The sequence below is a fragment of the Pseudomonas sp. LRP2-20 genome, from assembly GCF_024349685.1.
GTDB lineage: Bacteria > Pseudomonadota > Gammaproteobacteria > Pseudomonadales > Pseudomonadaceae > Aquipseudomonas.
The window spans coordinates 5,225,001-5,246,512 of record NZ_AP025944.1 but is presented as its reverse complement, the minus strand read 5'-3'; the positions used below and the strand labels follow the sequence as shown (position 1 = coordinate 5,246,512).

Here is a 21,512-nt window from a genome sequence, read left to right as displayed (position 1 = left end):
TTCAATTCTCTCGACGGTCTCGAATTTCAGGGGACGTCGCTACGACATGCCGGGGCAGGGTCACGCGGATCCGGGTGCCACGTTGCCGTTCGATGTCGGCCGGGCTGTCGATGGTGATTTGCCCATAATGCTCTTCCACGATGGAATAGACCAGAGCGAGCCCCAGTCCGGTTCCCTCGCCTGGGTCCTTGGTGGTGAAGAACGGTTCGAACAGGCGGTCCATGATGTTCTTCGGAATCCCGCTGCCCTCGTCCTCGACGATCAGGTCGACGGTGTGCTCATTGGCTTCGCTGCGCACACGCACGGCACTGCCGGGCTTTGATGCGTCGCGGGCGTTGGAGAGCAGGTTGATCAGCACCTGGGCGAGGCGTTGAGGATCGCCCTCGGCCCAGTGGTCCGGGTCGCAGAGGTTGAAGAACTGTACTTCGAAATTGCGCCGGTTCAATGCCAGCAGACCGATGGCGTCCTGCGCCACCTCGGCCAGGCACACCGGCTCTTCACTGTTCTGATGGCTGCCGCCGGCGTGGGCGAAGCTCATCAGCGACTGGACGATGCGTGACACACGCTTGGTCTGTTCAAGGATCTGGCTGGACAGCTCGATGATTTCGCCATCGCCTTCACGCTCTTCGCGCAGGTTCTGCGCCAGGCAGGCGATGCCGGTGATCGGATTGCCGATTTCGTGGGCCACGCCGGCAGCCAGGCGGCCGATGCTGGCCAGGCGCTCGGAGTGCACCAGCTTGTCTTCCAGGGCCTGGGTTTCGGTCAGGTCTTCGACCAGCAGCACCAGGCCGCTGTTGCCCGGAGCCAGGGGCTCGTCGATGGCTGCCTTGTGCAGGTTCAGCCAGCGCGGCTGGCCGTCCAGTGCCAGGCGCTGCTTGTGCAGGTGTTCGTCGGGCACGTTGATGAAGCCTTGCAGCAGGCCACGCCAGGGTTCACCGATGGTCTCCAGGCGCGAGCCGACCACGTGCTTGGCAGCGATGCCGGTCAGCTCTTCCATGGCCTTGTTCCACATCAGGATTTCCTGGTCCTTGGCCAGCGAGCAGACGCCCATGGGCAGCTCCTGCAGGGTCTGGCGGTGGTAACGGCGCAGGGCGTCGAGCTCGGCGGCCAGGCCGGTGAGGCGCGAGTGGTAGTCTTCCAGGCGGCTTTCGATGAAGTGGATGTCCTCGGTAACGTAGTTCTCGTTGCCGGACTTGTATGGCAGGAACGTCTCGACCATGTCCTGGGCCACGCTCGGCCCCATCAGGCCGGAGAGGTTGGCCTCGATACGGTCACGCAGGCGGCGCAAGGCGTAGGGGCGGCGCTCGTCGAACGGCAGGTAGAGATCGCGCAGGGCCTGCTCGACTTCTTTCTGCGCCGCCTTGGCGCCCAAGGGTTTTGCCAGCTGGGTGGCGAATTCCTGCGGCGAGGCGGCATGCAGCTCGCGGCGCTGGGGGCGGCGCACATTGTCCACGGCGCAGGCTTCGGCGGCGCTGACCTCTTCGGTGCTGGCATTGGTGAACAGCGAAATCAGTGTGAACAGCAGGACGTTGGCCGCCAGCGAAGCGATGGCCGCCATGTGCCAGCTGGTGTCGTCGAGCACATAGATCATGTCCAGCAGCGGAATGTAGAAACCCTGCAGGTTGCCCAGCAGCGGCAGCAGCATGGTCACCATCCAGACCAGGGTCCCGGCCAGCAGCCCGGCGATGAAGCCGCGGCGGTTGGCGGTCGGCCAGTACAGCACCGACAGCACGCCAGGCAGGAACTGCAAGGTGGCGACGAAGGCCACGATACCCAGGTTGGCCAGGCTCTGGTGGTTGTTCTGGGTCAGGTAGAAGACGAACCCGGCTGTGATGATGGCGACGATCAGCGCCCGGCGGGTCCATTTCAGCCAGCGGTAGATGTTGCCTTCGGCCGGTGGCTGGTACAGCGGCAGCACCAGGTGGTTGAGGGCCATGCCCGACAACGCAAGGGTGGTGACGATGATCAGCCCGCTGGCGGACGCAAGCCCGCCAACATAGGCCAGCAAGGCCAACGCCTGGTTGTTGGCAGCGATCCCCAGGCCCAGGGTGAAGTATTCCGGGTTGGTGCTGGCGCCCAGGCGCAGGCCGGCCCACAGCACCAGCGGCACGGCCAGGCTCATCAGCAGCAGGAACAGCGGCAGGCCCCAGCTGGCGCTGACCAGCGAGCGCGGGTTGAGGTTTTCGGTGAAGGCCATGTGGTACATGTGCGGCATGACGATGGCCGAGGCGAAGAACACCAGCAGCAAGGTGCGCCATGGGCCTTCCTGCAGCGGTGTGTGCAGCGCCGCCAGGGCGGTCTGGTTCTGCAGCAGCCACACCTCCAGCTGGTGCGGGCCGCCGAACACGCCATACAGCGCATACAGGCCGATGCCGCCCAGGGCCAGCAGCTTGATCACCGATTCGAAGGCGATGGCGAACACCAGGCCTTCATGTTTCTCGCGCGTGGCGATATGGCGCGAGCCGAAGAAGATGGTGAACAGGATGATCAGGGTACAGAAGGCAAAGGCCACCCGTGCCTTGACCGGCTCGCCGGTGAGGATGCTGATCGAGTCAGCCACCGCCTGGATCTGCAGGGCCAGAAGGGGCAGCACGCCGATCAGCATGATGAGCGTGGTCAGCGCGCCAGCCCAGGTGCTGCGAAAGCGGAACGCCAGCAGGTCGGCCAGCGACGACAGCTGGTAGGTGCGGGTGATCTTGAGGATCGGATACAGCAGCACCGGCGCCAGCAGGAATGCGCCGGACACCCCCAGGTAACAGGCGAGGAAGCCGTAGCCATATTGATAGGCAAGGCCCACCGAGCCATAGAAAGCCCAGGCACTGGCGTAGACGCCCAGCGACAGGGTGTAGGTCAGCGGGTGGCGAATGATCGAACGCGGGATCAGCCCACGTTCGCTGATCCAGGCCACGCCGAACAGCACCATGAGGTACGCGGCGCTGATCAGGATCATCTGGGTCAGGCTAAAGCTCATCGGCATCTCGTTGGCTCTGCAGGATGAAGGTGACGACGATCAGGATCAGCCAGAGCAGGTAAGGGCGGTACCAGGCACCGGTCGGTTCGATCCACCAGTCCATGATGGCCGGGGAGAACAGGTAGATCCCCACGACCAGAAGCAGGACCAAACGATAGATGTACATGCTGGCCTCGATGGTTGGGCGCTGCGGGCTTGGACTTATTATTGGCGCAATTGACTGTGGCGATGCTAGCGGTAATCCATAGGGTTCGCCAAGAGTTTGAATTTATTGGGCTTTTGTTTTTGAAGGGTAGATTGCCTGTTTCGGCCCATTCGCGGGCAAGCCCGCTCCCACAGAAACGGTGCTGACCCTGTGGGAGCGGGCTTGCCCGCGAATAGGCCGGACCTGCGTTAGTGCAAGTCCGCCTCTGGAACAGTGGCCTGCCGGGCAATCGCCTCTGGCCGCCACTGCTTGCGGGCTACCGCAAGTACTTCAGCCGGCGTTGCCAGCAGCAACTCCGGCTCCGCTTCCTGCCCCAAGGCCCGCAACGCGCGCAGCAGCAAAGGTGTCGCCTGCTCCGCCTGCAACGGCGGCGAACGGTACGACTTGCCCAGCTTGTGCCCATCTGGCTGCACGATCAGCGGAATATGCAGGTAACGCGGCTGCGAGAAGCCCAGCAACTCCTGCAGGTACAACTGGCGCGGGGTGTTGTCGAGCAGGTCCGCCCCGCGCACGATGTCGGTCACACCCTGCCAGGCATCATCCAGCACCACCGCCAGTTGATAGGCGTACAGCCCGTCACGCCGCTGGATGATGAAATCGCCCACTTCACGCCCCAGATGCTGTTGAAACTCGCCCTGAACCCGGTCGGTAAAGCGGTAGATCAGCTCAGGCACGCGCAGCCGGATCGCTGCGCCTTCTCGGGCATGCCCGGCGTTACGGCAAAACCCTGGGTAGATGCCGTTGTGGCCCTCCAGCTGCTTGCGTGAGCAGGTGCAGGCGTAGGCCAGGCCCATGCTGAACAGGCGGTCGACCACCGCGGCATAGGCGTCGTGGCGCTGACTCTGGTACACCACTTCGCCGTCCCACTCCAGGCCGTAGCGCTCGAGGGTCTGCAGGATCGCATCACGGGCCCCGGGCATTTCCCGGGGCGGGTCGGTGTCTTCCATGCGTAGCAGCCAGCGACCGCCCTCAGCGCGGGCGTCAAGCCAGGATGCAAGGGCGGCGACCAGCGAGCCGAAGTGCAGAAAACCGCTCGGGGTAGGGGCGAAGCGTCCGATGTAACGGGAGTCTTTCATGGCGTTGCCGGGCATATAAATGAAACGGGGCGCAAGATGCGCCCCGTTCGGATGGGAGAAGGGTCAGCCTTTGCCGACGGTCTTTTCCTTTTTCTCCGAGATTTCCTTGCAGTCGAAGCACAGGTCGGCGGTCGGACGGGCTTCCAGACGGCGCAGGCCGATCTCGATACCACAGGAGTCGCACCAGCCGTACTCTTCGTCCTGGATTTTCTGCAGCGTCTTGTCGATCTTCTTGATCAGCTTGCGCTCGCGATCGCGATTGCGCAGCTCCAAGGCAAACTCTTCTTCCTGGCTGGCGCGGTCGGCCGGGTCCGGGAAGTTCGCAGCTTCGTCCTTCATGTGGTCTACGGTGCGGTCGACACTCTGCATGAGCTCGCCTTTCCAAGCATTGAGAAGCTTGGTGAAGTGCGTCTTCATGGGCTCGCCCATGTACTCTTCGCCCTTGGTCTCTTTATAGGGCTCGACACCGTACATGGTCTGACCGGTTTTTTGCTTTTCTACGGTGGACATGAATAGACCGCCTCTCACTCATCTGATCCAATGCGCAGGCTGCTCCATCTCCGGCACCCGCCGGCCCTGCGACTGCGAGCCGCCGAACTTACCAGATAGATCGGGGGTGCGCTACCCCGCCCGACCTTAGCAGTTGACAGCGGTAAGCGCCTCACGTTCGCTGCCGTGCAAAGGTAGAATCAACAGTTTAGACCCATTTGAGAGAAGGTCATGGCCCACCCCTACAGTGCGCGCAGCCGCGCCATCGAACCCTTCCACGTCATGGCGTTGCTGGCGCGGGCCAACGAGCTGCAAGCGGCCGGTCATGATGTGATCCATCTGGAAATCGGCGAGCCGGATTTCACCACCGCCGCACCGATCGTCGCGGCAGGCCAGGCCGCGTTGGCCGCCGGGCATACCCGCTATACCGCCGCCCGCGGGCTGCCAGCGCTGCGCGAAGCCATCGCCGGCTTCTATGGTCAGCGCTATGGCCTGCAAGTCGACCCAGAACGGATTCTGGTCACACCGGGCGGTTCCGGTGCATTGCTGCTGGCCAGCAGCCTGCTGGTCGACCCCGGCAAGCACTGGCTGCTGGCCGACCCGGGCTATCCGTGCAACCGCCATTTCCTGCGTCTGGTCGAAGGCGGCGCGCAGCTGGTGCCGGTGGGGCCTGAGGTCAACTATCAGCTGACCGCCGACCTGGTCGAGCGCTACTGGGACAAGGACAGTGTCGGCGCCCTGGTCGCTTCGCCTGCCAACCCGACCGGCACCGTACTGGGCCGCGACGAGCTGGCCAGCCTGTCCAAGGCCACCCATGAGCGCCATGGTCACCTGGTGGTGGACGAGATCTACCACGGCCTGACCTACGGCATGGATGCGCCGAGTGTGCTGGAAGTGGACGACTCGGCGTTTGTCCTTAATAGTTTTTCCAAGTATTTCGGCATGACCGGTTGGCGGCTCGGTTGGCTGGTGGCACCGCCCAATGCCGTGGCCGACCTGGAGAAGCTGGCGCAGAACCTCTACATCAGTGCACCGAGCATGGCCCAGCATGCGGCACTGGCTTGTTTCCAGCCGGAAACGCTGGCGATTTTCGAAGAACGCCGTGCCGAATTTGCCCGTCGCCGCGACTATCTGTTGCCGGCCTTGCGTGAACTGGGCTTCCGCATTGCCGTCGAGCCGCAGGGGGCGTTCTACCTGTATGCCGACATCAGTGCATTCGGTGGCGATGCCTTTGCCTTCTGCCAGCATTTCCTCGAAACCGAACATCTGGCCTTTACCCCGGGCCTGGACTTCGGCCGCCACCTGGCCGGCCACCATGTGCGGTTTGCCTACACCCAGAGCCTGCCGCGCCTGGAGCAGGCGGTCGAACGCATCGCCCGCGGGCTGCGCAGCTGGCAGGGGTAAAGGGTGTTCTTTCCTCAACTGGAACAGGGGCGCCTGCTGCGCCGCTACAAGCGCTTTCTGGCCGACATCGAGCTGGCCAATGGCGAGCAACTGACCATCCACTGCCCGAACACCGGCTCCATGCTCAATTGCATGCGCGAGGGCGGGCAGGTGTGGTTCAGCCGCTCCAATGACCCCAAGCGCAAGCTGCCAGGTACCTGGGAAATCAGCGAAACGCCCCAGGGCCGGCTGGCCTGCATCAATACCGGGCGGGCCAATGGGTTGGTGGAAGAGGCACTGCGCGCCGGCGTGATCCATGAGCTGGCCGGCTTTACCGCGCTTAAACGTGAGGTCGCCTATGGCGAAGAACGCAGCCGGGTGGATTTTCGCCTGGAATTCGCCGACGGGCCGGCCTATGTCGAGGTCAAGAGCGTGACCCTGGGTTATCCGGATACTGCCGTGGCGGCGTTCCCGGATGCCGTGACCCAGCGTGGCGCCAAGCACCTGCGCGAGCTGGCGGCCCTGGCCCGCCAGGGTATTCGTGCCGTGCAGCTGTACTGTGTGAACCTTACCGGTATCGAGGCCGTGCGCCCCGCCGAGGAGATCGACTACGCCTATGCCAGCGCCTTGCGCGCTGCGGTGGCGGACGGGGTCGAGGTGCTGGCGTACGGTGTGCGCCTGGATAGCGAGCAACTCGTCATCGACCGTCCGCTGCCGGTGTTGCTCAACCCTTGAGCCAGATGCCCTGGCTGTCTTCATGGCAGTCCAGGGCCTGCAGCATCTCGCCTTCGCAGGGGCCTGCCACGCACTCGCCATTGTCGATCAGAAACAGCGCGCCATGATGGGCGCAGTGGATCAGGCTGGCGCTGTCATCAAGAAACGCGTCTGGCGCCCAGTTCAGCGGGATGCCGCGATGTGGGCAGTGGTTGCGGTAGAGATGCACCTGACCGTGGCGGCGCACGCCGAACAGGTCGATGCCGTCTACGCTGAAGGCGCGGCTGTGGCCCTCGGCCAGGGCTGCGGAAGGACAGAGAAAGTGCATTGCAGGGAAGGCTCGTGAAACAAAGTGATGGCTTGACGCTTCAATGCGAATAATTATCAAATTGCCCGCATTCGCTGCGTCAGCCGCCTATGGTGCGCAGTTCTGCCGCCCGCCACAAGGCGTGCGGCCCGCCTTCAGAAGGAATCCGATGATGCGCCGTCCCGCTGGCTTGCTCGCCCTGTGCGCAGCGCTTGTTGTTGCCACCCAGGCCTTGGCCGCCGAACTGCCGCAGCGCTGGGTCAGTGCGGGTGGGGCGCTCAGCGAGTGGATCAGTGAACTGGGCGGCGAGCCACGCCTGGTGGGCGTCGATACCACCAGCCAGCACCCTGCGTCGCTGAAGGTTTTGCCAAGTATCGGTTATCAGCGGCAGTTGTCGGCCGAGGGCATTCTCAGCCTGCACCCGGATGTGCTGGTCGGCACCGAAGAAATGGGGCCGCCGCCCGTGCTGGCGCAGGTGCGCAAGGCGGGCGTGCGTGTCGAGCTGTTCTCCAGCCAGGCCGAGCTGACTGCCGTGGACGAGAACCTCAAGCACCTGGGCGCTTTGCTGGGCGTCGAGGAGAAAGCTGCACAGTTGACGGCCAGCTATCACCAGCAACTCGAAGCGCTGCAATTACAGGTCAAGCAGGCCCAGCAGCATCACAAGGCGCCAGGTGTGTTGCTGCTGGTTGGCCATGCCGGCGCCAAACCGCTGATTGCCGGGCAGGGCACGGCAGGGGACTGGGTGTTGCGCCAGGCGGGGGCACGCAACCTGGCCGAGCACCAAGGCTACAAGAACTTTTCCAATGAGGCGCTGGCGGCGCTCGACCCGGATGTCGTGGTGTTCTCTGACCGTGCGCTGAGCGGCGAGCAGGCCTTGCAGGCGCTACTCAAAGAAAACCCGGCGCTGGCTGCCTCCCGTGCGGTACGTGACAAGCGCCTGGTGTCGATCGATCCGACCTTGCTGGTGGGTGGCCTTGGCCCGCGCCTGCCAACCGCTTTGCAGGATTTGGCGACTGCGTTCTACCCGGCAAGCGCTGCCAAATGAAACAACGGATCCAGCCGCGAACGCTGTTTGTTTGCCTGACACTGCTGTGCTTGCTGGCGATCTGGCTGTCGCTGGCCTTGGGGCCGGTCAGCCTGCCGCTGGTCGATACCCTGCGAGCGGGCCTGCGCCTGTTGGGTTTGCCGCTTGCTGCAGACGGCGTGCAGCAGGCCGAGATGATCCTCGGGCAGATCCGTCTGCCGCGCACCTTGCTGGGGTTGGCAGTGGGCGCGGTACTGGCATTGTCAGGTGTGGCCATGCAGGGGCTGTTTCGTAACCCGCTGGCCGACCCTGGTCTGGTGGGGGTTGCCGCTGGGGCGGCGATGGGCGCGGCGGTGGCCATCGTGGGCGGCAGCTGGCTTGGAGGGATGCCGGAGGCGCTTGCCCCCTACCTGTTGTCGCTGTGTGCCTTCATCGGCGGGCTGGGCGTGACCGCGCTGGTCTATCGCCTGGGGCGTCGCGACGGCCAGACCAATGTCGCCACGATGTTGCTGGCCGGTGTGGCCATGACTGCGCTGGGCGGTGCTGCCGTAGGCTTGTTTTCCTACCTGGCCGATGATGCCACCCTGCGTACGCTGACCTTCTGGAACCTGGGGAGCCTCAACGGTGCCAGCTACGAACGCCTTTGGCCTTTGCTGCTGATCGCAGGCGGTGTGGCGATGTGGTTGCCGCGCCGCGCAAAGGCGTTGAATGCGTTGTTGCTGGGAGAGTCGGAGGCACGGCACCTGGGCGTCGACGTGGAGCGGCTCAAGCGCGAACTGGTGTTCTGCACGGCGTTGGGTGTGGGCGCAGCGGTGGCGGCGGCGGGGCTGATCGGGTTCATTGGCCTGCTTGTACCTCACCTGGTGCGCTTGCTGGCAGGTCCCGATCACCGCGTGGTACTGCCTGCATCGTTGCTGGCCGGCGGCATACTCATGCTGTTCGCCGACCTTGCGGCACGGCTGCTGCTGGCGCCCGCCGAGCTGCCCATCGGTATCGTCACCGCCTTTATCGGTGCGCCGTTCTTCCTGATTCTGCTGATACGAGGGCGCAGTTGATGTTGCAAGTCGAAGGGCTGCACTTGAGGCGGGGCAGCCATGACGTGTTGCACGGTATTGATCTGCATCTGAGCCCTGGGCAGGTCGTAGGCGTTCTCGGCCCCAATGGCGCCGGCAAGAGCAGCCTGCTGGGTGTTTTGTCGGGCGAGCTGGCGCCGGATCGCGGGCATGTGACGCTGCAAGGCCGGCCGCTGGCCGACTGGGCAGGGCAGGCGCGCGCCAGGCGCCTGGCGGTGCTGCCGCAGGTGTCCAGCCTGGGGTTCTCGTTCAAGGTCGAGGAAGTGGTGGCCATGGGGCGCATGCCTCACGACACCGGGCAACTGCGTGATGCCGAGATCATCGAAGGGGCCCTGCAGGCAGCCGATGCCGCGCACCTGGTGGGTCGCAGTTACCTGGCCTTGTCGGGTGGCGAGCGGCAAAGGGTGCATCTGGCCCGCGTGCTGGCTCAGCTTTGGCCTGGCGAGGAGGGCACCACGCTGTTGCTGGATGAGCCGACATCGATGCTCGACCCGCTGCATCAGCACACGACCCTGGACGCCGTGCGCCGTTTTGCCGACTGTGGCGCCGCCGTGCTGGTGATCCTGCATGACCTGAACCTGGCAGCGCGCTACTGTGATCGCATCCTGCTGCTCGAAAGCGGGCGCTGCCATGCCTTGGCCACGCCGCAGGAGGTACTGACGCCTGTGTCACTCAAGGCTGTATTCGGTATTGATGTGCTGGTTCAGGCACACCCGGAGCGGGGCCACCCGCTGATCATTACCCGCTAGGAGGCACTGCCCATGGCTCATCCTTTGCTGTGCGGTTCATTACTGTGCCTGGCGCTGGCGTTGGGTGGATGCCAGGCCAGCCTGCCGCCGTTGCCTGCCTGGCAGAGCAGCGAAGGGCGGGATAACGCCGAACTGGGGCAGATCCTCGATCTGGCCAGTGGCCAGGTGATCAGCCCTGAACAGCTGATCGAGGGCTTGGCTGCTGCGCCGCGGGTATTGGTCGGTGAGAAGCATGACAACCCGGACCATCACGCCTTGCAGCTGTGGTTGCTGCGTGCACTGCAGCAACGCCGGGCGCAGGGCAGTTTGCTGTTGGAAATGCTGCAACCCGAGCAGCAGGCCCGCGTCGATGCGCTCATGGGGCAGGCGCAATTGCCGCATGACCTGCCCAAGGCGTTGGCCTGGGAGGATGGCTGGGACTGGCAGCTATATGGCCCTATCGTGCGGGAGGCCTTGCAACACCCTGTGCCGCTGCTGGCGGCCAACCTGTCACCGGCAGAAATGCGCCAGGCCTATCGGCGCCCGTCGGCTCTGCCGGGAACCCGGTCAAATGCGCCAGCGGTCAGGGCGGCACTGCTGGAACAGGTGAAACAGGGGCATTGTGGCCTGCTGCCGGAAAGCCAGCTGCCAGCGATGCTGGCTGTGCAGCAACAGCGTGATCGGCGTATGGCCGAACGGCTGCTGGTAGCGCCGCAGCCAGCATTGCTGTTCGCCGGTGCGTACCACGCGCGCAAGGACCTGGGGGTGCCTTTGCATCTCGCCGATCTGGGCGCGAAGGGCGTGAGCAAGGTAGTGCTGCTGGTGGAGGCAGGCGAACAGGTCGGGCCTGGGGTGGCCGACTATGTCTGGTACACGGCAGCGATGCCTGAGCAGGACTATTGTGCCCAGTTGCGCCAATAGCCGTCACGGGCCAAGGCGGGGGTAAACCTGCGGGCAAAAAAAGACCCGGCAAAATGCCGGGTCAATAACCGTGATTAGCCTGATGAGGAGATAATCTGAGAGTCCGAACCAGGGGCTCTTAGTTTATCCAACCAGTCTCGCGACCATTTGTGATAATCATAACGATTCTCATTACGGCGTCAATCCCCTTCGTGCGTTTATTTCATATTTTTTTGCATGGGGCATTTCGCATCGAGTTGTTGATTGAGCGCTTCCTTGCGTTCGGCTGGCAAATCGTTCCAGTGCATGTCCAGCAATGCACCTTCAATGGCGTACAACAGCACCTTCGACGCCCGGAATCCTCGTGTTTTCACCGCCTGGTAAGCACCCACGGCGCCCAGCCGGCGCAAGTCCGATGCACTGTGGATACCGGCCGCATGCAACCACTGCGCAGAGGTCTTGCCAAGATTCTTCAGATGCTGCAATTCATCGTTCATCGAGCCTCCTTGCGATGGCTGAACGGGTCTAGGGGATAAATCGCGAGCAGGTCAGAAAGGAGTGTAGCGGGGGTTGGGAAATGCGCGGCCTTTTGCCATCGGGGACGACGAGCTGTCCTGGCCTGGGGGAGGAGCCTGTCCCGGCAACGGGCCGGAACAGGCGTAAAGCGAACTTACAGGCCTGGCAGGCGCTGGCGAATCTGCTCGATCACCTGGTCCATGCCGCTGGCTTCCTGGGTATCGATGCGGGTGCTGTGTAGCAGCTCCTGGGCATCCAGTGGCTCACGGCTGGCCTGCTGTGCCTTGATGACCTCCAGGGTGGCATCCGACGGGTCGCTGTTCTCGGCCTGGCGCTGTTTCAACCAGCTGGCGATCACCGCTTCCGGTGCATGGCAGTCGAGGATCAGGAAAGGCACGCCCGTCTCGCTGGCCACGGCCGCAGCGGCCTGGCGCTGTTCTGCCTTGAGGTAGGTGGCATCGAGCACCACCGGCAAGCCAGCACGCAAGATCGTCGCCGCCAGTTCATGCAGACGCTGGTAGGTCGCCACGCTGGCGTCCTGGTCATAGATACCTGCAGCGAGCTGACCCGCATTCTGTTGCGGTTGTTCACCGAACAGGCGCTTGCGCTCCACGTCCGAGCGCACGCGAACCGCGCCCAGCGCCTCGACCAGGCGCATGGACACATGGCTCTTGCCCACCGCCGACACACCATGGGTGATGGCCAGCAGGCGGGAAGGGATGGCGCTGTAACTCTCCGCCAGGTTGGCGTAGTTGCGGTAGGTGCGCAGGGTGGTGGCACGCTGCACGCCGTCGGCATTGGCCGGCATGCTGAACAGGGCGACCTTGGCCCGTACCAGTGCACGGTAGGCCTTGTAGAAGTTGAGCAGTTCCAGGCCTTCGTAGTCGCCGGTCAGCTCCAGGTACTGGCTGACGAAGCGTCGTGCCAGGCACTTGAGGCCACGGTCTTCCAGGTCCATGGCGAGGAAGCCGATGTCGGCGTAGACGTCGGTCAGGCGGAACGGCTCGTTGAACTCGATGCAGTCGAAAATCACCACCTTGCCGTCGATCAGGGTGGCGTTGCCCAGGTGAATGTCACCGTGGCATTCACGGATGAAACCATTGGCCTTGCGCGCCTGCAGCAAGCCATGCAGGCGCTCGAAGCTGCTGCGCGCCCAGGCCTGGAGGTTGTCCAGCTGCTGCAGGTCGGCTTTTTCGCTGAGGAACGGGCGGATCTGCTCGAAGTTCTGCTCGACCGGGGCCATCACGCTTTCCGGGGTACCCAGCGGGTGCTCCGGCGACACTTTTGGCGCCTGCAGGTGGAACTCGGCAATCTGCCGGGCCATCTGGTCGATGTGGCTGGTATTCAGCTCGCCATTGGCCTGCAGGGTATTGAGCATCTGGCCCTGGGGGAACTGGCGCATCTTCAGCACATATTCGATCGCTTCGCCTTCACCGCCGATCTGTGGCGCTTCGGCACTGCCGGTGATCGGCAGGACTTCAAGGTACAGACCTTCGGTCAGGCGCTGGTTCAGGCGCAACTCTTCGTTACAGAAATGCTCGCGCTGGCCCAGGCTGGTGAAGTCGAGGAAGCCGAAGTTCATCGGCTTCTTGATCTTGTAGGCGTACTCGCCGGTGAGCAGGACCCAGGAGATGTGCGTCTCGATGAGTTGGAACCCGTCCACGGGATGAGGGTACAGGGCAGGGTTCTGCAACGCAGTGATTAGGGCTTGGCTCAAGGGAAATCCTTCCGGCGTCAGGGAATTCGAAAGCGCCATTATGGTCAATGGTGCCGTCCCTGCCTACCGCCAGAGGGCGCCTGCCTACCCTTTATAAAGTGCGTATAATCCGCCGCCATGACTCGAACCCGAAATCCTCGTACCCCTCAGAAACGCCCGACCGGCCGCTCGCGCGCCTGGCTGGGCTGGGCTTTGAAGCTCAGCCTGGTCGGCCTGGTGATCGTTGCCGGCTTCGCGGTTTACCTCGATGCCATCGTTCAGGAGAAGTTCTCCGGCAAGCGCTGGACCATCCCGGCCAAGGTGTATGCCCGGCCGTTGGAGCTGTTCTCCGGCCAGAAACTGAGCAAGAACGACTTCCTCACCGAGCTCGATGCCCTCGGTTACCGGCGTGAAAGCGCGGCCAACGGCCCGGGCGCGGCGGCGGTCAACGGCAATACCGTCGACCTCAACACCCGTGGCTTCCAGTTCTACGAGGGCATGGAGCCTGCGCAATTCGTGCGGGTGCGTTTCTCCGGCGACTATGTGGCAGACCTTGCCGGCGCCAATGGCAAGAAGCTCGACGTGGTACGTCTCGAGCCGCTGATGATCGGCGGTATCTACCCGAAGAACCTCGAAGACCGCATCCTGATCAAGATCGACCAGGTGCCGCCGTACCTGCTCGAGACCCTGGTCGCCACCGAGGACCGGGACTTCTACAGCCACTTCGGTGTGTCGCCCAAGTCCATCGCCCGTGCCATGTGGGTCAACACCTCGGCCGGCTCGATGCGCCAGGGCGGCAGTACCCTGACCCAGCAGTTGGTGAAGAACTTCTACCTGACCAGCGAACGCAGCCTCAGCCGCAAGCTGACCGAAGCGATGATGGCCGTGCTGCTGGAAATGCACTACGACAAGCGCGAAATTCTTGAGGCCTACCTCAACGAAGTGTTCGTCGGCCAGGATGGTCAGCGTGCGGTGCATGGCTTCGGCCTGGCCAGTCAGTTCTTCTTCAGCCAGCCGCTGTCGGAGCTGAAACTGCACCAGATCGCCTTGCTGGTCGGCATGGTCAAGGGCCCTTCTTACTACAACCCGCGGCGTTATCCTGACCGTGCGCTGGCGCGACGTAACCTGGTCCTCGACCTGGTGGCCGAGCAGGGCGTGGCCAGCCAGGCGGAAGTCGATGCGGCGAAGAAGATGCCGCTGGGCGTGACCAAGCGCGGCAGCCTCGCCGACAGTTCGTTCCCGGCCTTCCTTGACCTGGTCAAGCGTCAGCTGCGCCAGGATTACCGCGACGAAGACTTGACCGAAGAAGGCCTGCGCATCTTCACCAGTTTCGACCCGATCCTGCAGATGAAGGCCGAAACCTCCATGGCCGAAACCTTCAAGCGCCTGGCCGGGCGCAAAGGTGCCGACGAGGTGGAATCGGCGATGGTCGTGACCAACCCGGAAACCGGCGAAGTTCAGGCACTGATCGGCAGTCGCCAGTCCGGCTTTGCCGGCTTCAACCGTGCCATCGACGCCGTGCGGCCGATTGGCTCGCTGGTCAAGCCGGCGGTCTATCTGACTGCACTGGAGCAGCCAAGCAAGTACACCCTGACCAGCTGGGTGCAGGACGAGCCGTTCTCGGTCAAGGGTGCCGACGGCCAAGTGTGGCGCCCACAGAACTATGACCGGCGCTCGCACGGTACGATCTACCTGTACCAGGGCCTGGCCAACTCGCTGAACCTGTCGACCGCGAAACTCGGCCTGGAAGTGGGTGTGCCGAACGTGATCAAGACCATCGGCCGCCTCGGCGTCAACGTCGACTGGCCGGCCTTCCCGGCGATGCTGCTGGGTGCTGGCGGCATGTCGCCGATGCAGGTCGCGACCATGTACCAGACCATCGCCAACGGTGGCTTCAACACGCCGATGCGTGGCATCCGCAGCGTGCTGACCGCGGAAGGTGAGCCACTCAAGCGCTACCCGTTCCAGATCCAGCAGACCTTCGACCCGGGTTCCATCTACCTGGTGCAGAACGCCATGCAGCGGGTGATGCGCGAGGGTACCGGCCGCTCGGTATACAACGTGCTGCCGAGTTCGCTGACCCTGGCAGGCAAGACGGGTACCAGTAACGATTCGCGCGACAGCTGGTTCTCCGGCTTCAGCCAGGATCTGCTGGCGGTGGTGTGGATGGGGCGTGACGATAACGGCAAAACGCCATTTACTGGTGCCACCGGCGCCTTGCAGGTCTGGACCAGCTTCATGAAGAAGGCCGACCCGCTGCCGCTGGACATGCCGCAACCCGACAACGTGGTCCAGGCATGGATCGATCCGTACAGTGGCCATGGCTCCGACAGAAGCTGTCCGGGAGCCGTGCAGATGCCGTATATTCGCGGCAGTGAACCGCCCGCCGGTGCAACCTGCGGCGGCGAGCAGAATCCCGTAGAGTCGGTCATGGACTGGGTCAAGGGCTGGATGAACTGAGCCCAGCGCAGCATTGATGAGGTGTAAATTGAATAAGTGGCTGTTTCCTGCCGTGACGGCGCTGGTGGTGCTCCAGGGTTGCTCCAGCGTGCAGCGTGGCAACATCCCGGTAGTGGACTCGAGCACCCGGGTGTCCAACAGTGAGCGTGTCCAGGCCCACCGTTCGGCCGCGGGCATGAGCAACGGCACCGCGCAGGCGCAGTCGCTGCCCGAGGACTCCGGCGTGACCGTGATGATCCCGCAAGGTGCCGGTGCTGCCGGCATCCAGACCTTCCCGGCCGGCAGCGGCGCGGCTCCGATCAGCACCGGCCCGATCACACCGGGCCCGGTTACTTCGGCACCGATGACTACCAACCCCAACCCGATCGCCGACGAACCGTTCGATATCGCCTCGATGAACAGCACGCCGGCTGCTTCCAGCGCACCGACCGGCATTCCGCGCAGCAACACGGCTTCCGGTGGCCTGTCGGCCGATGAGCAGCTCGACGGCCCGGTGCTGGCATTGCTGACCACCGCCCAGTCGCAGCAAGGCAGCGGTGACTACAATGGTGCCGCGTCGAGCCTGGAGCGTGCCCAGCGCATCGCCCCGCGCGAGCCGCAGGTACTGTTCCGCCTGGCCCAGGTGCGCCTGTCGCAAGGCGACGCGCCACAGGCCGAGCAACTGGCCCGCCGTGCTCTGACCTATGCCAACGGTCGCCCCGACCTGCAGGCCGAGCTGTGGAACACCATCGCCCTGGCCCGTGAAAAGCAGGGTGACAGCGCCGGTGCCGCCTTGGCGCGGCAGAAAGCGCGGGTCAACTCGTGATGGTCGAGCAACGCATTCTCGATATCGCCGACCACCTGCTGCTCATCGAGCGTGAGCTGCAGGTGCAGGGCTGGTGGGATGACGAGCCGCCCAGCGATGAAGCGCTGGCCAGTACCGTGCCGTTCGCGGTCGATACGCTCAGCTTCGAGCAGTGGCTGCAATGGATCTTCCTGCCCCGCATGAAGATCATCATCGAGCTCGGCCATCCGCTGCCCAATGCCTCGAGCATCCTGGTGATGGCGGAAACCGTGTTCACCGATCGTCCGGAACAAAGCCGCGAGCTGCGCCGGCTGTTGGCAGCATTCGATCAATTGATCGCTCCTTCCGCCTGATTTCTTCAGTTTTTCCTTCTAGGGCCGCAGATTGTGGCCCTTTTTTATGGAAATCTTATTTTTTCTGCTGCTGACTCGGTTTTTAGTGGTGGCAGGAATTCATCTTGGGGAAAAATTGGCAATAATTTTTCTTGACTTGTAGGCGCCAAATCACAAGAATCCAGATTCCGCTGTAGAGGGACTGCCAGAAGCAGACCCGCTAAGCAGATCATGAGGCGCACACCCGCGCCGCCTGTTACACCCCGCAACGCGTTACCTCGCGCTGGGTGGGAAAACCCCGCAACACTCTGGGGAGCTCCCAATACTTGCTCAGTCAGTGCTGAACGTTCGCTCATGCTCTGCTTGGCAGTAAACCTATTAAGACCCGTCCACTAGGGACGGTATTCTGGCGTTTTAGAGGTGAACAACGTGGAGCTTTTATCTGGCGCTGAGATGGTCGTCCGCTTCTTGCGTGACGAAGGCGTTAAGCACATCTACGGGTACCCTGGTGGTGCTCTCCTTCATGTTTACGACGCACTGTTCAAAGAACCGGAAGTGGAACACATCCTGGTTCGTCACGAGCAGGCGGCAACCCATATGGCGGACGGCTACGCCCGCGCCACCGGCAAGGCCGGTGTGGTGCTGGTAACCTCCGGCCCGGGCGCGACCAATGCCATCACCGGCATTGCCACCGCCTACATGGACTCGATTCCGATGGTCATCCTGTCCGGCCAGGTGCCTAGCACCATGGTAGGTACCGATGCCTTCCAGGAAACCGACATGATCGGTATCTCGCGGCCGATCGTGAAGCACAGCTTCATGATCAAGAACCCGACCGAGATCCCTGAAGTACTCAAGAAAGCTTTCTACCTGGCGCAATCCGGTCGCCCAGGCCCGGTCGTGGTCGACATTCCAAAAGATATGACCAATCCGGCCGAGAAGTTCGAGTACGTCTATCCGAAGAAGGTCAAGCTGCGTTCGTACAGCCCGGCTGTACGTGGTCACTCCGGCCAGATCCGCAAGGCAGCCGAGATGCTCCTGGCCGCCAAGCGCCCGATCGTCTACGCCGGTGGCGGTGTGATTCTCGGTGGTGGCTCCGAAGCACTGACCGAAATCGCCAAGTCGCTGAACCTGCCAGTCACCAACACCCTGATGGGTCTGGGTGGCTTCCCGGGTACCGACCGCCAGTTCCTCGGCATGCTCGGCATGCACGGCAGCTTCACTGCCAACATGGCCATGCACAATGCCGACGTGATCTTCGCTGTCGGTGCGCGTTTCGACGACCGCGTGGTCAATGGCCCGGCCAAGTTCTGCCCGAACGCCAAGATCATCCATGTCGACATCGACCCGGCGTCGATCTCCAAGATGATCAAGGCCGATGTGCCGATCGTCGGCCCGGTCGACAGCGTGCTCAGCGAAATGCTCGGCATCCTCAAGGAAATCGGCGAGCAGCCTGACAAGGCGGCGCTGGATGCCTGGTGGAAGCAGATCGACGAGTGGCGTGGCAATGGCGAGCTGTTCCCTTATGACAAGGGCGACGGCAACGTCATCAAACCGCAGAAAGTCATCGAGACGCTGTGCGAAGTGACCAATGGCGATGCCTTCGTCACCTCCGACGTTGGCCAGCACCAGATGTTCGCGGCGCAGTACTACCGCTTCAACAAGCCGAACCGCTGGATCAACTCCGGTGGCCTGGGCACCATGGGCTTCGGCTTCCCGGCGGCGATGGGCGTCAAGCTCAACTTCCCGGACCAGGACGTGGCCTGTGTGACCGGCGAAGGCAGTATCCAGATGAACATTCAGGAGCTGTCTACCTGCATGCAGTACGGCCTGCCGGTGAAGATCGTCAACCTGAACAACGGTGTGCTGGGCATGGTCCGCCAATGGCAGGACATGGCCTACAACGGTCGTCACTCGCACTCGTACGTCGAGTCGCTGCCTGACTTCATCAAGCTGGCCGAGGCCTATGGCCATGTGGGCATCCGCATCACCAGCCTGAAGGACCTCAAGCCGAAGCTGGAAGAAGCGTTTGCGATGAAGGACCGCCTGGTGTTCATCGACATCGCGGTCGACCGCAGCGAGCACGTCTATCCGATGCAGATCAAGGATGGCTCGATGCGTGACATGTGGCTGAGCAAGACGGAGCGTACCTGATATGCGGCACATCATTTCCCTGCTGCTGGAAAACGAACCTGGTGCTCTGTCCCGTGTGGTCGGCCTGTTCTCCCAGCGCAACTACAACATTGAAAGCCTGACCGTGGCGCCAACCGAAGACCCGACCCTGTCTCGTCTGACGCTGACCACCGTTGGCCATGACGAAGTGATCGAACAGATCACCAAGAACCTGAACAAACTGGTCGAAGTGGTGAAACTCGTCGACCTGTCGGAAAGCGCTCACATCGAGCGTGAACTGATGCTGGTCAAGGTCAAGGCCACCGGTGCCCAGCGCGCCGAGATCAAGCGCACCACGGATATCTTCCGTGGCCAGATCGTCGATGTGACCGCCAGCGTGTACACCGTGCAGCTGAGCGGTACCAGCGACAAGCTGGACAGCTTCATCCAGGCGATCGGCACCGCATCGATTCTCGAAACCGTGCGCAGCGGCGTTACCGGCATTGCCCGTGGCGACAAAGTGCTCAGCATCTAAATTCAAAAATTAGCGATGGCTCCGCAGGGGCCGAGATATAACCAGGGGTATTTTCATGAAAGTTTTCTACGATAAAGACTGCGACCTTTCCATCATCCAGGGCAAGAAAGTCGCCATCATCGGTTACGGTTCCCAGGGCCACGCCCAAGCGTGCAACCTGAAGGACTCCGGTGTAGACGTTACCGTCGGTCTGCGTAAAGGTTCGGCCACCGTTGCCAAGGCAGAAGCCCACGGCCTGAAAGTTGCCGACGTTGCTACCGCTGTCGCTGCGGCTGACCTGGTGATGATCCTGACCCCGGACGAATTCCAGGGCGCGCTGTACAAGAACGAGATCGAGCCGAACATCAAGAAGGGCGCCACCCTGGCCTTCTCCCACGGCTTCTCGATCCACTACAACCAGGTCGTTCCACGTGCCGACCTCGACGTGATCATGATCGCGCCGAAAGCCCCGGGCCACACCGTTCGCTCCGAGTTCGTCAAAGGCGGCGGCATCCCTGACCTGATCGCTATCTACCAGGACGCTTCGGGCAACGCCAAGAACGTCGCCCTGTCCTACGCTTCGGGTGTGGGTGGCGGCCGTACCGGCATCATCGAAACCACCTTCAAAGACGAGACCGAAACCGACCTGTTCGGTGAGCAGGCTGTTCTGTGCGGCGGTACCGTAGAGCTGGTCAAAGCCGGTTTCGAAACCCTGGTCGAAGCTGGCTACGCGCCGGAAATGGCCTACTTCGAGTGCCTGCACGAGCTGAAGCTGATCGTTGACCTCATGTACGAAGGCGGCATCGCCAACATGAACTACTCGATCTCCAACAACGCCGAGTACGGTGAGTACGTCACCGGTCCGGAAGTCATCAACGAAGAATCCCGCAAGGCCATGCGCAACGCTCTGAAGCGCATCCAGGACGGTGAGTACGCGAAGATGTTCATCTCCGAAGGTGCTACCAACTACCCATCGATGACCGCCAAGCGCCGCAACAACGCCGCTCACGGCATCGAAATCATCGGCGAGCAACTGCGTTCGATGATGCCGTGGATCTCGGCTAACAAAATCGTCGACAAGACCAAGAACTGAGTCTTATCGAAAGATGAAAAACGCGGCTTCGGCCGCGTTTTTTCGTTCTGGCAGTCAGCTTCTGGTATAAAGCAGACCAGTGGCCCGCCGTCAGAACCTGTTTCGCGGGCCCGTGTCGAACATTTTCCATCCTGTTGCAAGGTACCCTCCATGAGCGAACGTCCCGAAGAGCCGAACAAGCCCTCCGACGCCGAAAGCCTGCTACCTGTCGATGAGCACGTTGAAGAAGGGCATGACGCCGAAGGGCGCAAGGTGCGCCATCGCGGCATCTACCTGCTGCCCAACCTATTCACCACCGCCAACCTGTTTGCCGGTTTCTATTCCATCATCAGCTCGATGAGTGCGCAGAGCGCTGGCGACCCACGCGAGGCGAGCAAGTATTTCGCCTTCGCCGCCATTGCGATCTTCGTGGCCATGGTGCTCGACGGCCTTGATGGTCGTGTGGCGCGCATGACCAATACCCAGAGTGCCTTCGGTGCCGAGTACGACTCGCTGTCGGACATGGTCGCCTTCGGCGTGGCCCCGGCCTTGCTGGCCTTTGGCTGGGCGCTTGGTGACATGGGCAAGGTCGGCTGGATGGTCGCCTTCATCTATGTGGCCGGTGCAGCCCTGCGTCTGGCGCGTTTCAATACTCAGGTGGGCACTGCCGATAAACGCTACTTCATCGGCCTGGCCAGCCCGGCCGCCGCCGGTGTGGTCGCCGGTACCGTGTGGGCGTTCAGCGACTACGGCATCCAGGGCTCCAAGCTGTCGTTCCTGGTGGCACTGCTGGTTGCCGCTGCCGGCATGCTGATGGTCAGCAACATCAAGTACAACAGCTTCAAGGAGCTGGACCTCAAGGGGCGTGTGCCGTTCGTGGCAATCCTCGCGGTGGTGCTGGTGTTTGCCGTTGTGTTCAGCGACCCACCGCGCATCCTGCTGCTGATCTTCCTCGCCTATGCGGCATCGGGGCCGATCCAGTTCCTGCTGCGGGCTCGCCGGCGCAAAGCGTGAAAATCGCTTAACGTTGGAATAACCCTCCGGCTCCATAGTCATACTGGTACATCCGTTATCCAGTGCTGTGGAGCCGACCAACCATGCTCATCAAGCTTCCCAGGTCTTCCGATTGCAAGGCAACGGAGATCACCCCTGAAGG

Annotated in this window: 21 protein-coding genes (1 of these 21 only partly in view); 14 read left to right on the top strand and 7 right to left on the bottom strand. The window is 62.7% G+C overall.

The window, feature by feature from the left end:
• Position 1: 1 nt before the first annotated feature.
• From OCX61_RS23555 to dksA, 4 genes are all read right to left on the bottom strand, one after another.
• The gene (locus OCX61_RS23555) at positions 2–2,977 is read right to left on the bottom strand and encodes a sensor histidine kinase (protein WP_261941608.1); all 2,976 of its coding nucleotides are present in this window, start codon (positions 2,975–2,977) and stop codon (positions 2–4) included.
• Positions 2,961–3,137, bottom strand: a complete 177-nt coding sequence (locus OCX61_RS23550; protein WP_003250005.1) for a hypothetical protein — start codon at positions 3,135–3,137, stop codon at positions 2,961–2,963. The genes OCX61_RS23555 and OCX61_RS23550 overlap by 17 nt, the downstream gene beginning before the upstream one ends.
• A 227-nt stretch (positions 3,138–3,364) precedes the next feature.
• Positions 3,365–4,252 carry a tRNA glutamyl-Q(34) synthetase GluQRS gene (gene gluQRS / locus OCX61_RS23545; RefSeq protein ID WP_261941607.1) on the bottom strand — a complete coding sequence of 296 codons (888 nt, stop codon included), beginning with the start codon at positions 4,250–4,252 and terminating at the stop codon, positions 3,365–3,367.
• Between the two features lie 63 nt (positions 4,253–4,315).
• Complete coding sequence (gene dksA / locus OCX61_RS23540; protein ID WP_027917667.1) at positions 4,316–4,762, bottom strand: RNA polymerase-binding protein DksA; 447 nt, start codon at positions 4,760–4,762, stop codon at positions 4,316–4,318.
• A 210-nt stretch (positions 4,763–4,972) separates the two neighbouring features.
• Between dksA and OCX61_RS23535 the strand changes: the two genes are divergently transcribed.
• Both OCX61_RS23535 and sfsA read left to right on the top strand, forming a co-directional pair.
• Positions 4,973–6,145, top strand: coding sequence for a pyridoxal phosphate-dependent aminotransferase (locus tag OCX61_RS23535; protein ID WP_261941606.1), 1,173 nt, complete (start codon positions 4,973–4,975; stop codon positions 6,143–6,145).
• Between the two features lie 3 nt (positions 6,146–6,148).
• A complete protein-coding gene (sfsA, locus tag OCX61_RS23530) occupies positions 6,149–6,859 on the top strand; it encodes a DNA/RNA nuclease SfsA (protein WP_261941605.1) in 711 nt (236 codons plus the stop codon).
• Here the strand turns inward: sfsA and OCX61_RS23525 are convergent.
• Positions 6,849–7,166, bottom strand: coding sequence for a Rieske (2Fe-2S) protein (locus OCX61_RS23525; protein ID WP_261941604.1), 318 nt, complete (start codon positions 7,164–7,166; stop codon positions 6,849–6,851). The two genes, sfsA and OCX61_RS23525, sit on opposite strands and share 11 nt — an antisense overlap.
• 148 nt (positions 7,167–7,314) lie before the next feature.
• Here OCX61_RS23525 and OCX61_RS23520 point away from each other — a divergent pair, with 148 nt between their 5' ends.
• Genes OCX61_RS23520 through OCX61_RS23505 form a run of 4 tightly spaced genes read left to right on the top strand, consistent with a single transcriptional unit; the run spans position 7,315 to position 10,891 of the window.
• Positions 7,315–8,190: a heme/hemin ABC transporter substrate-binding protein gene (locus OCX61_RS23520; RefSeq protein ID WP_261941603.1), complete on the top strand. Its 876-nt coding sequence runs from the start codon at positions 7,315–7,317 to the stop codon at positions 8,188–8,190.
• Between the two features lie 50 nt (positions 8,191–8,240).
• The gene (locus OCX61_RS23515) at positions 8,241–9,224 is read left to right on the top strand and encodes a FecCD family ABC transporter permease (RefSeq protein WP_261944357.1); all 984 of its coding nucleotides are present in this window, start codon (positions 8,241–8,243) and stop codon (positions 9,222–9,224) included.
• On the top strand, positions 9,224–9,991 hold the full coding sequence (locus OCX61_RS23510) for a heme ABC transporter ATP-binding protein (RefSeq protein WP_261941602.1): 768 nt from the start codon (positions 9,224–9,226) through the stop codon (positions 9,989–9,991). The genes OCX61_RS23515 and OCX61_RS23510 overlap by 1 nt, the downstream gene beginning before the upstream one ends.
• 12 nt (positions 9,992–10,003) lie before the next feature.
• Positions 10,004–10,891: a ChaN family lipoprotein gene (locus OCX61_RS23505; RefSeq protein ID WP_261941601.1), complete on the top strand. Its 888-nt coding sequence runs from the start codon at positions 10,004–10,006 to the stop codon at positions 10,889–10,891.
• Positions 10,892–11,088: 197 nt separating this feature from the next.
• Here OCX61_RS23505 and OCX61_RS23500 read toward each other — a convergent pair whose 3' ends face one another.
• Together OCX61_RS23500 and OCX61_RS23495 are read right to left on the bottom strand one after the other, a co-directional pair.
• Positions 11,089–11,367, bottom strand: a complete 279-nt coding sequence (locus OCX61_RS23500; RefSeq protein WP_027917659.1) for a TfoX/Sxy family protein — start codon at positions 11,365–11,367, stop codon at positions 11,089–11,091.
• 173 nt (positions 11,368–11,540) lie between these two features.
• Positions 11,541–13,103, bottom strand: a complete 1,563-nt coding sequence (locus tag OCX61_RS23495; protein WP_261941600.1) for a bifunctional aminoglycoside phosphotransferase/ATP-binding protein — start codon at positions 13,101–13,103, stop codon at positions 11,541–11,543.
• A gap of 117 nt (positions 13,104–13,220) precedes the next feature.
• On the opposite strand from OCX61_RS23495, the gene mrcB reads away from it, so the two are divergent.
• The 8 genes from mrcB to msrP form a co-directional block, all read left to right on the top strand.
• The gene (gene mrcB / locus OCX61_RS23490; protein ID WP_085677238.1) at positions 13,221–15,542 is read left to right on the top strand and encodes a penicillin-binding protein 1B; all 2,322 of its coding nucleotides are present in this window, start codon (positions 13,221–13,223) and stop codon (positions 15,540–15,542) included.
• Positions 15,543–15,558: 16 nt separating this feature from the next.
• Positions 15,559–16,347, top strand: a complete 789-nt coding sequence (locus tag OCX61_RS23485) for a tetratricopeptide repeat protein (protein WP_315973262.1) — start codon at positions 15,559–15,561, stop codon at positions 16,345–16,347.
• Complete coding sequence (locus OCX61_RS23480) at positions 16,347–16,679, top strand: YqcC family protein (protein ID WP_261941598.1); 333 nt, start codon at positions 16,347–16,349, stop codon at positions 16,677–16,679. Before OCX61_RS23485 ends, OCX61_RS23480 begins: the two co-directional genes overlap by 1 nt.
• Before the next feature lie 408 nt (positions 16,680–17,087).
• Positions 17,088–18,812 carry an acetolactate synthase 3 large subunit gene (locus OCX61_RS23475; protein ID WP_060484248.1) on the top strand — a complete coding sequence of 575 codons (1,725 nt, stop codon included), beginning with the start codon at positions 17,088–17,090 and terminating at the stop codon, positions 18,810–18,812.
• A gap of 1 nt (position 18,813) precedes the next feature.
• Positions 18,814–19,305 (top strand): acetolactate synthase small subunit, encoded by a 492-nt coding sequence (ilvN, locus tag OCX61_RS23470; RefSeq protein ID WP_003250040.1) that lies wholly within the window; start codon positions 18,814–18,816, stop codon positions 19,303–19,305.
• A gap of 55 nt (positions 19,306–19,360) precedes the next feature.
• Positions 19,361–20,377 carry a ketol-acid reductoisomerase gene (ilvC, locus tag OCX61_RS23465; protein ID WP_003250043.1) on the top strand — a complete coding sequence of 339 codons (1,017 nt, stop codon included), beginning with the start codon at positions 19,361–19,363 and terminating at the stop codon, positions 20,375–20,377.
• Positions 20,378–20,527: 150 nt separating this feature from the next.
• Positions 20,528–21,370 carry a CDP-diacylglycerol--serine O-phosphatidyltransferase gene (gene pssA / locus OCX61_RS23460; RefSeq protein WP_085677241.1) on the top strand — a complete coding sequence of 281 codons (843 nt, stop codon included), beginning with the start codon at positions 20,528–20,530 and terminating at the stop codon, positions 21,368–21,370.
• Positions 21,371–21,453: 83 nt separating this feature from the next.
• On the top strand, positions 21,454–21,512 hold the beginning of the coding sequence (gene msrP, locus OCX61_RS23455; RefSeq protein WP_261941597.1) for a protein-methionine-sulfoxide reductase catalytic subunit MsrP. 955 nt of this gene lie beyond the right edge of the window; only the first 59 of its 1,014 coding nucleotides appear in the window; the start codon lies at positions 21,454–21,456; its stop codon lies off the right edge, out of view.

Coding starts and splice junctions, on each gene's coding strand:
- OCX61_RS23555 (WP_261941608.1), bottom strand. CDS start 2,977: ATGCCGATGAGCTTTAGCCTGACCCAGATGATCCTGATCAGCGCCGCG.
- OCX61_RS23550 (WP_003250005.1), bottom strand. CDS start 3,137: ATGTACATCTATCGTTTGGTCCTGCTTCTGGTCGTGGGGATCTACCTG.
- gluQRS (WP_261941607.1), bottom strand. CDS start 4,252: ATGAAAGACTCCCGTTACATCGGACGCTTCGCCCCTACCCCGAGCGGT.
- dksA (WP_027917667.1), bottom strand. CDS start 4,762: ATGTCCACCGTAGAAAAGCAAAAAACCGGTCAGACCATGTACGGTGTC.
- OCX61_RS23535 (WP_261941606.1), top strand. CDS start 4,973: ATGGCCCACCCCTACAGTGCGCGCAGCCGCGCCATCGAACCCTTCCAC.
- OCX61_RS23525 (WP_261941604.1), bottom strand. CDS start 7,166: ATGCACTTTCTCTGTCCTTCCGCAGCCCTGGCCGAGGGCCACAGCCGC.
- OCX61_RS23520 (WP_261941603.1), top strand. CDS start 7,315: ATGATGCGCCGTCCCGCTGGCTTGCTCGCCCTGTGCGCAGCGCTTGTT.
- OCX61_RS23510 (WP_261941602.1), top strand. CDS start 9,224: ATGTTGCAAGTCGAAGGGCTGCACTTGAGGCGGGGCAGCCATGACGTG.
- OCX61_RS23505 (WP_261941601.1), top strand. CDS start 10,004: ATGGCTCATCCTTTGCTGTGCGGTTCATTACTGTGCCTGGCGCTGGCG.
- OCX61_RS23500 (WP_027917659.1), bottom strand. CDS start 11,367: ATGAACGATGAATTGCAGCATCTGAAGAATCTTGGCAAGACCTCTGCG.
- mrcB (WP_085677238.1), top strand. CDS start 13,221: ATGACTCGAACCCGAAATCCTCGTACCCCTCAGAAACGCCCGACCGGC.
- OCX61_RS23485 (WP_315973262.1), top strand. CDS start 15,559: ATGAGGTGTAAATTGAATAAGTGGCTGTTTCCTGCCGTGACGGCGCTG.
- OCX61_RS23480 (WP_261941598.1), top strand. CDS start 16,347: ATGGTCGAGCAACGCATTCTCGATATCGCCGACCACCTGCTGCTCATC.
- ilvN (WP_003250040.1), top strand. CDS start 18,814: ATGCGGCACATCATTTCCCTGCTGCTGGAAAACGAACCTGGTGCTCTG.
- ilvC (WP_003250043.1), top strand. CDS start 19,361: ATGAAAGTTTTCTACGATAAAGACTGCGACCTTTCCATCATCCAGGGC.
- pssA (WP_085677241.1), top strand. CDS start 20,528: ATGAGCGAACGTCCCGAAGAGCCGAACAAGCCCTCCGACGCCGAAAGC.